General features: G+C 61.7%; 5 protein-coding genes and 2 pseudogenes. 3 read left to right on the top strand and 4 right to left on the bottom strand.

The features are described from left to right. Window positions 1-4: 4 nt before the first annotated feature. The 3 genes from LJ754_RS12195 to LJ754_RS12185 all read right to left on the bottom strand — a co-directional run bounded on the left by LJ754_RS12195 (window position 5) and on the right by LJ754_RS12185 (window position 4,313). On the bottom strand, window positions 5-2,449 hold the full coding sequence (locus LJ754_RS12195) for a hypothetical protein (RefSeq protein WP_227926795.1): 2,445 nt from the start codon (window positions 2,447-2,449) through the stop codon (window positions 5-7). Beyond that, window positions 2,449-3,804 carry a DNA cytosine methyltransferase gene (locus LJ754_RS12190; RefSeq protein WP_227926901.1) on the bottom strand — a complete coding sequence of 452 codons (1,356 nt, stop codon included), beginning with the start codon at window positions 3,802-3,804 and terminating at the stop codon, window positions 2,449-2,451. The genes LJ754_RS12195 and LJ754_RS12190 overlap by 1 nt, the downstream gene beginning before the upstream one ends. Window positions 3,805-3,875: 71 nt before the next feature. Beyond that, complete coding sequence (locus LJ754_RS12185; protein WP_227926794.1) at window positions 3,876-4,313, bottom strand: very short patch repair endonuclease; 438 nt, start codon at window positions 4,311-4,313, stop codon at window positions 3,876-3,878. 91 nt (window positions 4,314-4,404) lie between these two features. Between LJ754_RS12185 and LJ754_RS17055 the strand changes: the two are divergent. Continuing rightward, window positions 4,405-5,061, top strand: a pseudogene (locus LJ754_RS17055) (DEAD/DEAH box helicase); the annotation flags it as partial. Window positions 5,062-5,112: 51 nt separating this feature from the next. Further along, window positions 5,113-6,897 (top strand): annotated as a pseudogene (locus LJ754_RS17050) (sigma-70 family RNA polymerase sigma factor); the annotation flags it as partial. A 388-nt stretch (window positions 6,898-7,285) separates the two neighbouring features. Here the strand turns inward: LJ754_RS17050 and LJ754_RS12175 are convergent. Next, window positions 7,286-13,789: a DUF4011 domain-containing protein gene (locus LJ754_RS12175; RefSeq protein ID WP_227926792.1), complete on the bottom strand. Its 6,504-nt coding sequence runs from the start codon at window positions 13,787-13,789 to the stop codon at window positions 7,286-7,288. A gap of 280 nt (window positions 13,790-14,069) precedes the next feature. Here LJ754_RS12175 and LJ754_RS12170 point away from each other — a divergent pair, with 280 nt between their 5' ends. Beyond that, on the top strand, window positions 14,070-14,993 hold the full coding sequence (locus LJ754_RS12170; protein ID WP_227926791.1) for a ribonuclease HI: 924 nt from the start codon (window positions 14,070-14,072) through the stop codon (window positions 14,991-14,993). The last annotated feature ends 163 nt before the right edge of the window (window positions 14,994-15,156 follow it).

Raw genomic sequence — 15,156 nt, 5'->3', positions numbered from 1 at the left:
TCTTCTAGCCCCTCACGCTAAGGTTTGATTCTTCATCGTTAGTGACCACGCTGTAGTGCGCACCAGCCAGTTGGGCAGGCACCAGCCTGGCTGCGCGGAATCGTTCCAGACGCGGAGAAGTAGCGTCAGTCAATTCCGTCACCCCCGCATATCCATCGTTGGAAGCCAGCGCTTCCCGAATGAGGGAAAAGTCCAGCGCAATAGAAGCAACGCGTTGTGCATGCTCGGACAGGTGCAGGACAACCGAGTCGGACGCAGCCGCCGTGTCCATCGCTATGTCCCCGAGCTTGAGCGCGAGCTTAGGCTGGACCTGTGTCCCTCGGATGGGGTTCGTTCGGCTGTCGAAAACCGGAATCATCGATGACGCTCCATACTCTCCGGGGCGGCTTGAAGGTCGGAGGAGTGTCCGCAGCCGGGCATCAAGCTGATCAGGCACCACCGGGGCCTGATCCCAGGTCTGCGTCCACAGAACAATTTCGGCCCGGAAAGCGGGGATTCCGTTAGCAACCGCATATAAGCGAGTGAGATAATCCCCGTACCAGGAAATAGCGTCGTAGCGTGCGGCATCCGAGACTGTCGGCTCTCCTACCAACGCCACGAAGCTGGCGTCGAGGGCCCGGTCAAAGCTTGTGATGGCCGCGCGGAAGGAGTCTCCATCTGGGAGGGTTGATTCCAGACTGGCTATCGGGGAACCGTCTGTCATATAGCCGGTAAACGCGTCAGAAACCGGAGTCGCCCAGCCTGTATCCCAAGACCCGTCGAAGTACCCGGGGCGAGCGTCCTTTGTCGGGTCGACGATGTGTGTGAGACGGGTGATGGGATTTGACAACGGCTCATACGGCTCTCGAGCGCCGAAAATCGACTGTGTGTACCTGAGTTCTGCCAGACGCCTGTACGAGTTGAACTGCGATTGCGCATCGGCGGTGGCGTCCGGCTGGTTTTCCCTCAAGAACGACGGTAATTCGTCCTGGGATATCCTGCTCGGCAGCTCGCCAATGAAACTCCGAGTGATAGCGCCCCACAATTCCCTGAAGGTCATCCGCTGGGTAGAGGCAATCTCGGCACCGCGCAGGATAGACATCAGATTCGTCCGGAGTCGCGGTTGGCCTAGTGCCTCAATGTTTGCGGCAATAGGGTCTACCAGACCTGTATCGGCACTGCGTTCTTTTGCCTGCTGCAGAATGCAAGCCACTGCCGAGAATAGAATCCCGGCCGGCGTTTCCCGTGGCTGTGTTGCCCGCTCGAGGTAATCCTGAACGGCGTATCCCTTTGCCTGAATCCGAGGAGTGGAAGTCTCACTCTGGGTTATTTGCACTTCCGGGCTGGCTTCCATCATGGAACAGGTGTCCAAATAGACGGCCAGGATCTCCGCTCGTGGGGCACCGCCTTCTGTAAGGGTGCCGGCCTTCAGATAGTCCTTCTCAATATTAGGGGAAATCCTCCACAGTCCTTCGGGATATTTTCCGGTGTGGAGCCACGCCAAGAGGCATGCCCCTGCTTCGGAATCCTCTGACTCCGTGAGTCGCCCGGTCGATTCTTCGACAAGGATGCCGCGGTTCACGCAAGCGAGGAGGTTTGCGCCTTCTCGCGCAGCGTTCGAGGCATCGACGATAAGTGAACCGTGTTCCTGCCCGTGGTTACGGATGGTCGCATCGTTGATGACGACCAGCCGGCTATTACGGGAAGGGCCGACCGCGTATTCGTAAGTCCTGTGCGCGAGGCCGTCGTTTCGGGCGTTGGACTCCTGCCACTCCGATACCACTGCCGCTGCCGCATGGGACTTCCCTGCGCCGGGTCCTCCGATGAGGAAGAGCATCCGGGGAAGACCACCGTTTCGGAGTCCGTCACTGAACCACTCTGTTGCCTCATCGACCCCTGCCGCCCGGGGTGCGGTAGGCCAGAAGGATTCAACGGAATCGGAAGGCCGCGCAGCGACGTCGGATCCTCCTGTCGATCTACTCCAAAGTTCTCGGAGCGCACCCCAATAATCCACTGAATCCTGCATATTTCCCCCACTTTTTGCTGCATCCGTGGCAGTCTCGATTTCCAAAGAACCACGCGACACGTTTATCAGGACTAAACGGCCAGCATCCACGATGCTCGCAATGACCTCGCCACCTTCGCAATGCGCATTAAGTCCGGTGACCCACAGGCGAGTATCGCCCCTCGTGGCAGACCGGTAGAAGTTTGCCTTGGTCTCGATCAGCTCGCCAGCAGGGTCGAGAAGCGTTGCTGTCACCGATACTTTGTATTCAGGACCGTTTAGCTGCTTGCCGTAATTGTGGATGCCGTGTCGATGTAGGAATCCTCGGTACTCCCACGTGGCATCGAGGATGGACTTTTCAAGGCCCGTCTTCGTTGGAGACAAGAGTGCATACTCGAGACCTAGTTCATCGAGACTGGCGAGGTTGGCACGCTCGATCTCGGTAAAATCCCCCATTGGCGCCATTAGGCAATGACCTCCGCTATTTTTCGTCCGACCGCATTAGATAACCACGGCGAAACGGCATTTCCAACCTGTGAATACTGGGGAACTTCAACCTTACGACGCTGCGCACCGGTCGTTTCCTTGCCGAGGAACTCAAAGTTGTCGGGGAACCCCTGGAAACGGGCCAGCTCGCGCACGGTGAAGATCCGAGGCTTCTCTGGGTGGACGTAGTCATCCGGGAGGGTGACGACCGTCCGGGCCGGCATGTCCCATCCGAGGACCTTCTGTGAGTGTTTCTTGGTACCAAGCTCAATGACGAGATCCACGAGCTCTTCAAGGTTGCTCGCGAGCCGGGAACCGTCCGGGGACTCCGCCGGCATGGTTGCTCCGGCCAGCTGGGTCTTCGCGTACAGCTGTGCATCGGAAAACGGAAGTGCGGCAACCTTGGAGACAACCTTTTGATCCAGGCCCTCGGCGCCAAGGTACTGGTAGAGGCGGAAACGCTGGGTGGTCTTTGGCGCATGCTTCCGAGTGACATGGTTCAGGACCCGCCCCTGACGCGGCAACCGGCAGATGTCCTCCTTGTTCTTGAGGTCAGCCAGGTATTCACGGTTTCCGCGATTGGGTTCACCGTCCTGGAGATCGGCCACGGCGTGGCGGACGGTGCGCAGGGATTTACGGGTGATCGTCGGCTGTGGGGCAAGGGGAGGCACGTCCCCTATCTCGTCTACGAATCCGGACCGCCAAAGGGTGCCGTCGGATGCGATCCCCTTGGCGGCGGCGATGTCTGAACGCAGGCCGATGATCATAAGCCGTGGCCTGTGCTGTGGGGCACCATAGTGCATCGCATTGACATGCACTCCTTGAACCTCGTATCCGGGTGCTGTTTCCCGGAGGGCCTGTTGCAGCTGCACGAATGATGATTCGAGGTCTTCAGAGAACCGCTGGTTCATGCCTACGACGTTCTCAATAACTACGGCTTTCGGCTGGACCTTTTCTACGAATTGAAGGTATTCCCAGGGCAGCTTGTTCCTTGCGTCTGCAGGGTTACGACGACCAGCGAGCGAGAAACCCTGGCAGGGAGGTCCTCCCACCACCAGATCGATCCCCTCAGCTGCAATCTCGTTCATGACCTCTTCGTCGCTGAGGAGGGCAGAAAGCTCCCGCACTACTACACGTGCTGCTGCCTGTTCCTTAACAGGTGAGTTGACGTGGCGCATCCAGCCCGAAATATCAGAGGCGTCACCTACCAGATTGTGGTAGAAGGTGCGGGCTGCCATATCGGATTTTTCGACAGCCAGTACCAGCTCGCCGCCCGCCTGTTCGATACCGAGGGACAGGCCGCCGCAGCCGGCAAAAAGGTCAATATATTTCATCACCGTCCCATTCTGCCGTACGGTACGGACAGAAGTCCAGGACGTACCCCAGCCTGGACTGCATATGCTCCTTAACCGGCGCTCGGGGGCGCTTTTGTTGGTTCGCCGAGATACTCCCTCACCGAGGCGGGAACTCCCTGCGATGCCTTAATGTCACACTCCCACACCACGAGGCTTTCCCATCCCAAGAAGTCCAGTGCGGCTAGCTGCCGCTGGTCCCTGGCTTGGTTCTTCGCCCGCTTATCCCGCCAGAACTCGGTGTTGGACTTGGGCAGGCGCGACCCCACCGGACACTCATGGCCATGCCAGAAGCACCCATTCACGAAAACGACTTTCTTGCGGCTGGGAAACACGAGATCTGGTTTTCCCGGCAATTTCCGGTCATGTAGCCGGTACCGGTACCCCAGAGCGTGAAGACCTTTCCGCAGGAGTAGCTCGGGTTTGGTGTTCTTTGACTTGATTTTGGCCATGTGGGCGCTGCGTTGCCCTGGGTCCATGAAGTCTGCCACAACCCCATTCTAGGAAGCCACCGCTTTCGGCAGAACAAAAATGTCCGTGGTGAAGATTACAGTTGGGCTCAGATGCTTCTAGGGGGGTTGCATGTTTAACGGTCAGGCGCGGGTTGGGGAAAACACACTCAATTCAGCGATAGGCGGTTCGGTACGGTCACTACCGAGCAACGTACACGGCGGGCCTTATCGGCACGAGCTTCCTGCATCAGTCGATTACCCGGGCCTGTATGCCTGGCAGCAAGAGGCGGTCGATGCCTGGAGAAGCCAGGCGCGCCGGGGCGTAGTCGAAGCGGTAACGGGCGCTGGAAAGACACGCGTGGGTATCACAGCTGCCTCGGATGCCCTTCGAAAAGGGTTCAAGGTGCTCGTGCTCGTACCCACGGCTGAGCTCCAGAACCAATGGGTCCGCACCTTGAAACAGGCTCTTCCCAATATCAGGCGGGGCAGCCTCGGGAACGGACGGCAGGACTCATTGGCAACAGTGGATGTGCTGGTGGCCATTGTCCATTCAGCCGCGACTAGGGAGCTTCTCGCCAGCCACAAGGCTGGACTTCTCATAGCCGATGAGTGCCATAGATACGCATCGCCGATGTTCGAGAATGCGTTGCAGGACGGATTCGACTGGCGCCTAGGACTCACCGCCACATACGAGCGCACCGACGGCGGCCACACCGACAGGCTTGATCCGTTCTTCGGGGGAGTGATCTACTCCCTCTGGTACGACCGTGCCCTGCGTGATGAGGTGATTTCTCCCTTCATTGTGGCTCTGGTGGGGGTAGACCTTGCACCCGCAGAGATGGCTGAGTACCTCAAGCACACGGAAGTGATGAACGACGCCGGCCGGTGGTTGGAGCGGTATGAAAACATCTCGCGGCGTCGCTTTGCTGAGTTCATAGCTGCGGTGGGCAAACTGGCCGAATCCAAGGACGTGGGCTTGGGCCCCACTCTGGCCCGCAAGTACATGAAGGCGATGGCGGCGAGGCTGGCGCTCCTTGCGGAAACCGAAGCGAAGAACGCCGCGATGTCCCACCTTCGGGAAACCGCTGCAGCCTCGAAGGGGACGCTTATCTTTACCCAGACCCAGGCGTCCGCCCGCGCAGCGCAATCCATCTTCGATGGAGCCGGTTGCCGTGCATCCGCCCTGTACAGCGGAATGGATAAGGCAGAGCGGACCTTGAACATGGAAGAATTCCGCACCGGCGTTTCCCAGGTACTCGCAGCTCCGCGAATACTGGATGAAGGCATCGATGTTCCCGAAGCCGATCTGGGGATAATCGTCGCTGCCAATCGTAGCCAGCGGCAGATGGTCCAGCGCCTGGGCCGCATCATTCGCAAGAAGGCCGATGGGCGTCATGGCCGCCTAGTCGTCTTTTATGCCAACGGCACCGTCGAGGATCCCGCTATCCGCGGGGACGAGCACCTCGGCCGCGTCCTCCCGCATGCAAGGGACCTTGAGTACTTCGACATCTCTCGAGACTTGGACCGGCTCATTGCATTCCTGGCGTATCCGCCGCCCGATTCGGGTCCCGGCGGAGAAGCAGCAGCCGCTCCTCCAATCGGTCAGGGCTTCCAAGATGACCTACGAGATTCAGTATTCCAGCCGGAAGTGCTGGAACCGGTGGTCGACGATCTGGATGAACAATCTTCAGATGTTGATGTCGATCAGGTCCGTGATTATCTACGCCAAATCGGGAGGACTCCCCTACTCACCGAGAGCCAAGAAATCGACTTTGCACTGCGGATCGAGGCCGGCCTGTTGGCCGACGAAAAGCTTGCCGCCGACGAGCTTCTCCCGGCCGACAAGCGCATGGATCCGAAGCTGAAGCGCGAACTGCAGTGGGTGTCCCACGACGGGAAGCGCGCCAAGAACCACCTGATTGAGGCCAACCTTCGGCTTGTGGTCTCGCTGGCCAAGCGTTACACCGGCCGCGGCATGCTCTTCCTGGACCTGATCCAGGAAGGCAACATGGGCCTGATCCGTGCGGTGGAGAAGTTCGACTACACCAAGGGCTTCAAGTTCTCCACCTACGCCGTCTGGTGGATCCGGCAGGCCATCACCCGAGCCATGGCCGATCAGTCCCGCACCATCCGCATCCCGGTTCACATGGTGGAAGCCATGAACAAGCTAAGGGGAATCCAGAGCCAGCTCGCACGGGAGCTTGGGCGTAAACCCTTACCCGAGGAAACGGCCCTACGCGCGGATCTGAGTGTTGAGAAGGTCGAGGAGCTGCAGTCGTACGGGCACGCTCCGCTTTCCTTGAATCTTCAGGTCCCGGGCCTCACTGAGGGCGATGAATCGCTCGCGGACCTTATCTACGACCCCTACGATCAGACTCCGCTCGAAGTCGTAAGTTTCACATTGCTCCAGGAACAGCTTCATTCGGTGCTAGATACGCTGTCGGAACGAGAAGCCGGTGTTGTTGCCATGAGGTTCGGTCTAACGGACGGCGAACCTAAGACATTGGATGCGATTGGCAAAGTCTACGGTGTTACACGGGAGCGTATTCGACAGATTGAGAAGAAAACGATGGCAAAACTTGCGCATCCCTCCCGTTCGTCGGTCCTTGAGGACTACTACGACAGCCACCCGCCGCAGGCGTCCACCGTGGCGCCGGGGCCGGCCGCGGCCAAGCAAGAGCTACAAGAAGCCAGTACCACACAGGGATCCCAAAGCGAAGAACATCATCAACAGGCCATTGACGTGAATTTCACAATCGGTGAATCGGTCTCGATTCTTGACGGCCCCTTTGAAACCCTTTACGGCGTTATTTCCGAGGTCAGGCCGGAAGCCTGCCAACTGCTCGTTAGAGTGACAATCTTCGAGCGAGAAACCCTGGTCACGCTTGGCTACCATCAGGTCTCGAAGATCGAAGAGTCCCTTGGAGCCCTGTTCTAGTTCCAGCTAAGGCGCTGGAACTAGAACAGGGCTCCTCCGGGACCCAACGCTGGTGGGCCAGCGGTTTCGCCCCTCACGCACCGCCGCGGCTGCCCGGCAGCAGTAAGCCGTTACCCGTGATCCCCAATTTCCTGGAATCCAGCGCGGCAATCAGTGCCTCGCCCAGCCGCTGCCCGATACCTTCGGTCACCCGCTTGCCTCCAAACACCCGGACTGCCTGTCTCTTGAGTTCGTCGGGGGCCAATCCGGCGGCATCCCGGCAGAGCTCCGCCATGGCATTACCGACTTCGATCAGGCTGACATGCTCGATTTTGCGCGGATCGGATTCGTCGGCTTCCCGGTACCCTTCCCAGGTCTGTGGATCGAGCGTCGTAGGCCAGACGAACTCGTCCCGATCCACACGGAACTTTTTACGGTCGATCAGCTTCAGGACGGAATCTGCCCGCTGGCCGCTCACCTTGTTCAGATCGAACTCGGCGCAGACCAGCTTCGCTAGCCGCGCCGTATGAATGGGCCCTTCGGCTTCGACAATCGCTTCCAGCACGGCACGCACCGTTTCGCGGGCGCGGGGAGATGAGCTGAGGTTGTCCAGATACTCGATGCCGCCGGTTCCCCGGTAGGACCACGGGACGTACGGCTGACCGTTCGAGACCGGAGCAGCCGGAGGCGCTGGAAGCGCCGGCGCGGCCTTGACCAACGGTTGGGCCGCAGGTGCCGCGGGAACCGGCGCCACGACCGGCTCCGGCACCTCAACCTCGGGCTCCGTCAGCAGGTCTTCCCGCCGGATCTCCTTTTCCAACCGGTCTAGCACCGCTGCTGAATCGGACAGCCACTCCGGCAGCCACACCCGCTGGACCGACGGCCACCGCAGCATCCGTGAAAGCACATCGGTGGGCAGCCCGTCTCTGTCCCCCACAGTGCCGCGGGCAGCCCAGACCGGCGAATCCAACAGCACCGCCATCAACGGGCGCTCCGGTTCCTCGGGTAGCGCCACGCTGATATCGACCTTGAAGTCGGACAGCCCGACGTCGGTGGAAACCACCAGCCCCCGTTCACGCAGGGCATCGGCGATCTGTTCCCGGTGCCGGTCCACGGCGGGCTTGCGCCGCCCGTCGGAGGGCAGGGCATCGGTACCGCCAGCTGCCAGGTCCAGGTAGCTGCGCAGGTGCTTGATACCCAGCGACGAGGTCTCCTCGGCTCGCAGGTCGGAGGGGTCGAAGCTGGAGAACACGATGACCTGCCGCCGGGCACGCGTGACCGCAACGTTGAGGCGGCGTTCGCCGCCGCTGCGGTTCAGCGGACCGAAGTTCAGCGGCAGGTAACCCTTCTCGTTTTTCGAGAAACCGGTGGAGAACAGGATGCTGTCCCGCTCGTCCCCCTGTACGTTTTCCAGGTTCTTCACGAAGAGCCCGTCCGGCGCGTCCAAAGCCTCCGCAATCCGGGGGTCATCGGCGTCGCGCAGCAACGACTCGATGTAGGCGCGTTGCTGCAGGTTGAAGGTCACCACGCCAACCGACGGATACACGTGCGGCGATGCATGGAAACGGCGGCGGATCTCCGCCACCACAGCCTCCGCCTCCACCGGGTTGGTGCGGAGCAGCTTGCCTTTGCCGGTCCGGTTGAAGTGCCCGCCGGCAACGCGGATGAAGTTCACGCCGTACCCGTCCACATCGGCACTGGCACTGCCGTGTACCGGTGCCGGGAACGAGGAGAGCTTGCTGTCGTAGTACTGCTGGTTGCTGAAGGCGATCAGCGACTCGTCTTGGCTGCGGTAGTGCCAGGTCAGCCAGTGGCGCGGAACCCGCGCCGAGACACATTCGGAGAGAATCGATTCCTCATCCGCCACGGTGTCCGCTGCGTCGTCCTCTTCGTCGTCCCGGTCCAGGCTGGTTTCGGCGAAGGAGGTGGGCGGCATCTGCTTGCTGTCGCCGACGACGACGACGGAACGTCCGCGTCCCATCGCACCGACGGCGTCGGCCACCCGGATCTGTGATGCTTCGTCGAAGACCACGAGGTCGAACAAATCGGCCCGTGCAGGGAAGAAGCGGGCCACCGAATCCGGGCTGACCAGCACGCAGGGGGTAATCCGGGTGATCAGTTCCCCGAAGTTCTCCAGCAGGGGACGGACCTTCATCCCGCGCTTGACGCTGAGCTGGCGGTGCAGCTTACCCATTTGTCCCGCACCAGACTGCGGATTGAAGCTGCGCTGCGCCAGTACTTCAGCGGGCACAGCGACCTTCAGCTGTTGCCGGATAGCGGCCGAACGGGTGATGAAGCGGTCGATCATCTTTTCGTGGCTTCGTGCCTCAAACCGCTCCAGGCCGGTGGCCGCCGAACGCTCGCTTTGGGCGGCCAAGGCGAGACCGCGTTCGAAGGCGCTGACGGCGTCGTCGGCCGGAATCGTCCCTGATTTGAGCTGCTCCCGGACCTCCCCCAGACCGGCGCTGTTCAGGGGCTCAAGCGCCCTGATGAAGTCCAGCCAACGGGCCAGTGACGGAAGGCCGGCTCGCTCGACGTCGCGGCCGCGGCTGGTCTGGTTCCAGCGCTCCACCAGCGTGGAGCCACCCAGCCAGGTAGCCAGATCCTTCGGACCAACCCCGGCAGCCCTAAACAGGTCGGCTGCCGCCTGCGCGAGGTCCGCCGCGGCGTTTTCCATTTCCTCGGATACTTGTGGAGACTTCCGCAAGTAAGTGCGAAGGATCTCCAGGAACGCCTGCTCGCCCGGCCTGCCGGTGACCTTGACGAGGTCCGACGCCCAACGGAGCCAGTCCACGGAGTGGTTCAGCATCTGCAAGCCCGCGTCTGTCAGCGGGTTCCAGGACTCCGGCAGCTGAACGCCCGGCACCGACGCAGCCTCGCCGGCCAGGCCACGCGTTGCGCTCTGGACGGTGAGCAGTGCTTCGGTAAGGGCAGGTACTTCCTTGGGCTTCACCACAACGCCGGGCCGGATGTAGTCCGCCAACTGGTCGCGGACGGCGATCAGCCGTTTCTTCCGCCCAAAGAAGCCGGACTCCGCTGCGGCGACCGCCTGGGCATGGAGATCTGCCATGGGAAGGTCAACGGCTTCGGGCACCACCTTGTCCAAACCAGGGTGGGCCGCACCGATAAAGGCCGTGACATGGCTGCCCAGTCCCTCGATGGCGTTGTTCCATCGACTGGAGGCCACCTCGTCCAGCAGGTCCAGGTCCAAAGTGCCGGCAGCCAGCACCTCCCCGAGTTTGGCCAGGTCGGCCACGGTTCGGGCCGATTCCACTACCCCGGCGAATTCCTGATCGCCCGTGGTCCGGTCCAGGGCGGACTGGAACCGGCGGGCTGCATAGCTCACTGCCTCCGTCTTGTTTTTCGTGAGGGGGCGGTCAATGAACCCCCAAGGGGTGCGGTCTCCCGGGGAGGCTGGATCGGCCACGTCAGGGAGTTCGGCCAGCAGGCTTCGCAGCTGCTGAAGCCGGTCGATGCTGGTCTTTTCGACAAAGGCTTCCGGGACGGCGAGCGGCTCGGTTTCATCCCCAACGGCGAGTTCCTTGGTCCGGGCGCTATAGAGCGAGAGTTCGGCGTTGTTTTCGTCATGCAGACGGGCAGCGTAGCGAACAAGTCCGCGCCGTGCCTTATTGAGCTCGCTCACTGCGGCGTCGAGGCCCTGACGGTCCGGGTCTGCGTTGTGGTCCAGGGCGCGCCGGATCTGTTCCCGGACCGCGGCCGGTTTGCTGCCCTTGTCATGGAGGTCCAAAGCGAAGACACCCATGCCGACGTCGTTGAGCCGCTTTTGCACAACTTCCAGCGCGGCGCGCTTTTCGGCCACAAAAAGGACGCGTTTGCCGTCGGCCACGGCGCGGGTTAGCAAGTTGGTGATGGTCTGGGACTTGCCGGTGCCGGGAGGACCTTCCAGGACGAAGGTCTTTCCTGCCACTGCTTCGGAGATGGCCTGCAGTTGGGATGAGTCGGCCGGGATGGGCACCCGTGCTGCGAGTTCGTCGAGGTCTTCGCCAGTGCCTGTGGTGACCGGATCAGTGAACGGATCAGTAGGAGTGCTGACCAGATGGCGAACGAGTGGGTTCTTCGCCAGTTCCTCCCAATGCTCGTCCAGATCCTTCCAGAGCCGGAATTTGGCGAACTGCAGGATGGACAGGTCGACGGTGGGTTCCACCCGGAACGGCAGCCCCTTGGCCTGGACAGCGGAGCGCACTGCGCCCAACGCAGCGTCCAAATCGATGCCGGAGTGGTCTTCCTCCGGATCCGCCAGCCCGGGGATCTCCATCCCGTGTTCCATGCGGAGCTTTTCGAGCAGGCAGTAGTTCGGCGTCGAGCCGCCTGTTTCGTCCAGGACAACTTCGTAGGGACCCTGTTTCGACGTCGGGCGCAGCTGTACCGGCACCAGGACCAGCGGGGACCGGAGTTCCTTCCCGTCCAGGCTCCATACCAGCGACCCCAGCGCGAGGTACAGGTTGTTCGCGCCGGTTTCCTCGACCAGGGTTCGTGCCTTGTAGGCCAGGTTGCGCATCCGCGTCTGGTAGCCGGCTTCGGTGACGTCGGCAAACACAGCATGGCGCTTGACCATCATGTCCGCCAGTTGTTCCTGCGGCAGGTCACGGCCGTAGCGGATGCCTCGTTCGCGCTGCATGGCGGCCACGTCGTCGGAGGCAGCCAGCGTGATGGGTGTGCCGGCGCTGATCAGGTCCTCGAACTGCCCTATCCAGCTGTCCGGTACGGCCAGCGGGAAGCGCGCGGTCTTGGTGAAGTTAATGAGCCGGTTCCGCAAGCTGAGGTCAAGCAGCGCGTTCTTCCACTGGCTGATACGTGGGGGAAGCTGCTTGGCTTCCGCCCTGTCCTTTGATCCCTTGGTACGGGCTTGGGGCACGGATGGGGTTACCGGGCGGGGAGGCGTGTACTCGTAGACTTTGACTTTTCCGCCCACGTTGGTGAGCCTGGCAGGGATGGGTCGGATCCCCGCGCTGCGGGCACCGAAGATGTCCACCACCCCGCGGACGTCCTCCATCTCTCCCGTGAGGTAGCGCTTGTACGCGGCGTCGTGCACGTCTTGCGGCCGGAGGGTTTCACCGCCGTCCGTGACCATGGTCGATTCCATGAGGCGGATGTTGCCGAGGTCCACTTCATTGACCAGGTAGGCGGCTTCTTCCAGTGCGGGGGTCTGGAAATTGCGTTCATCGCGCCAGTAGCCGACGAAAATGTGACCGTCCATCAGCCAGAGGTTCGCTTGAAGGCCGGCGAATTCCAACGCCGCGGCAAGGATCACGGTGGTATCCATACAGGTGCCGAACTGGCCATTGAGAACCTGTTCCGGCGTCCGGATCCGCTGGGCGTGCTGGCCCCAGGACGGCGCAGGTTCGCTGTAGCGGATGTCGCGGTTCTGTACTGCCCGGAAGATGGCCCAGGCAATCGCGTCTGCCCGTTCGGAGCCGGACTGGTAGCCGTTCAGCGCGCTGTTGCCAGTCTCGGCCTTCAAGAGGTCGGACGCTTCTGAGCAGAGCTTCGCAATTTCCGGATGGTTGGGCTGGACAAAGGCGGCGAGGGATTCCAGCGCCAGCAGTCCGCGCCGCAGCTTCCAGTGCTGCGCCCCCAGGAGTTCGATGTCCCGGCTGGCGGAAGCAACGACGTCGTTCTCCACCCTAAGTTCGGCACGTACGGTGCCGCGCTGGCGGTCTTCGAGCTGCAGCATGGCGGCGGGATCGCCTTGCAGATTGGGGCTGGACAAGGTGACGGAACCACCGGCGGGAATGTCCAGGTAGTGCTCGCTGGTCCGGGAGACGAGGCCTATTTCTGCTGTGAGGCTGAGCTCCAGCACCGCACCGCGGAGCTCCGGCCCCGGGTTAGCGACGACGAGCCTGTTGATTACCTGCCCGCCGTTGTAGGACATGGCATAGCTGAGCTCGGAGGCGGTCTCGAGGCTGATGGTAGTTCCCTGCGGAGGATGGACCATTGGGGCCGGCGGCAGGGGCACTTCTTTGTCCAAGGACAAAGGGACGGGGGTTGGCGCAGGCAGATCCTCTTTATCAAGGGACAAGGGGACCTGGATTGGGGTAGGAGCCACTGCACGGGGGCGCGGTGCGGCAGGGACCGGGGCGGGGGCAGAGGGGACCGGGGCGGGGGCAGAGGGGACCGGGGCGGGGGCAGAGGGGACCGGAGCTGCTGTGCCGGCTTCTCGAAAGTCCTTGAGCAGCTGCTCTGCTGCCGCAGCCTGCTTGTCCAGCCGCATCCACCGCATCAACCGCAGGGACGTATCGATGGCCCGTGCGACGTCGTCGTCGGAAAACGGCTCGTTGTGGGCCCAGTTGTTTCGGACCTGGCGCAGTTCCTTGGCATAGGCACCGGCTTCCTGCGGGAGGGCAAACGGGTAGCCAAGCGTCCCTAAGCGTTCGGTGAGTATGCGGAGCTGGGTCTGGACGTCGTTGGCTTTGTACGTCTTGAGGCCGCGGCCCGCCAGTTCATCCTTCCGGGACAGCAGCGACGGCCAATCGACTCCGGGCGACACTTCGGCCATCGCCCGATCGATGTAGGGTTCCAGCCCCTTGGACAAGATTTCCAGGATTCGCCCGATGAACTCCCGGTTGGATAACGCCATGCCACTTCCCTACGCTTCAAGCGACCCCTCCCCTGGCGCCGCTTTGCCAGAATATACCGCGGCTGGCTCGCTCCCGGGTTCATTCGTACGCATGTATAAATCAGGGCTACCACGGTCTCGCTGGTCGTGCAGTGAGTCTCGGTCCCCATTCAGGGACTTACAAAAAGTTAGCCCCGCAAGTTACAAAAAATGTTCAGCTGCCCCCATTCCGAAAATGTCAGTGCCGGGACCTACTGTGATCCGTGTCGCAGCAATTCCGTCCCAGCATCAGGAGGCAGTTATGAGTTTTCCCGTACCCGCAGCGCCGGCGCGGCCCTTCATCTCCGCCGCCGATGCCGTTGCGCTGCGCGGTGGAATTTCCGTCCGCATTTCTCCAAAACACGGATTGCTGGTCTGGGCTGTTGCCAAGACGGTGGGCAAAGACGTTCTGGCCCTCGAATCCGGGGCAGTGGACGCTCCGCAATCAGGATCGCAGCACTGCCTTTTCCAGGCCGTTCGTGCCGCAGTCGTGGGCTTGCAGGACACGCCTGACGAGGAGGTTTTCTGCGATGACGAGAACGCGGCGAAGGGGCTTGGTGCGGTGGGCGTGAATGCGGGCTTCCGCTATCCGCCTGCTGTTGCCATCACCGCGATGGACGTTGCAGTGCAGGCAGTAATCCGCTCGCGCTTTGCGGAATTGACTATTACAACTGACTCGTCCCGTGGAAAGTCTTCCCGTTGCCTTGGCCATGGCTGGGTCCTCAATTTCGGCGGCGACACGCAGCCCTTCCTGGGGCAGAAAGCCTCCGAGGGCGGCAGCATCTTGGAGGGCGAATTGCGGTCGATCCGTTACGGGCTGCAGGCAGCACGCGGCGCTTACCCGGCAGCGATGCACGGCAGCACGAACATTACCGTGCGTTCGGACAGCCAGCTCGCCTTACGGATGCTCACCGATCCGGGCTTTGAACCGCCTGCATCCAATCGGTTTTGTCGGGAGGAGGTGGCGCTCATTCTGCAGTACACGCGGCACGCCGGCGTCAACTTTGCGTGGGTGCGCGGCCACAACGGCGACCCGCACAACATGGCAGCCGATCGGTTGGCCGTGCTTGCCCGAAGGTCCCGCGAGGCCGAGCTCAGCTTCGATGAGGTACAGCGCCTCACGGCGTTGGCGCACCAGGACGTATTGAACGACTTCCGGCGCTCCCACATGACACTGGCAGCCTGACCACCTTTCTGATCAACGTCAAGAATTAGGGGATCCCATGACCCAGACATCACAGACATCTTCACCCAGTCCCTCGCGCACTACCGCGCAGAAACGAGACGAGGCCATGGTGCAGAGGTACAAACGGGAAGCGGAAATCAACGCCGCCTCCCAAGCCTTCATG

Source organism: Arthrobacter sp. zg-Y40 (assembly GCF_020731535.1).
Classification (GTDB): Bacteria; Actinomycetota; Actinomycetes; order Actinomycetales; family Micrococcaceae; genus Arthrobacter_B.
This window is presented reverse-complemented; position numbering and strand designations above follow the sequence as displayed.

Excerpts from the sequence above, each read along its gene's own strand:
- LJ754_RS12195 (WP_227926795.1), bottom strand. The coding sequence starts at position 2,449 with ATGGCGCCAATGGGGGATTTTACCGAGATCGAGCGTGCCAACCTCGCC.
- LJ754_RS12190 (WP_227926901.1), bottom strand. The coding sequence starts at position 3,804 with ATGAAATATATTGACCTTTTTGCCGGCTGCGGCGGCCTGTCCCTCGGT.
- LJ754_RS12175 (WP_227926792.1), bottom strand. The coding sequence starts at position 13,789 with ATGGCGTTATCCAACCGGGAGTTCATCGGGCGAATCCTGGAAATCTTG.
- LJ754_RS12170 (WP_227926791.1), top strand. The coding sequence starts at position 14,070 with ATGAGTTTTCCCGTACCCGCAGCGCCGGCGCGGCCCTTCATCTCCGCC.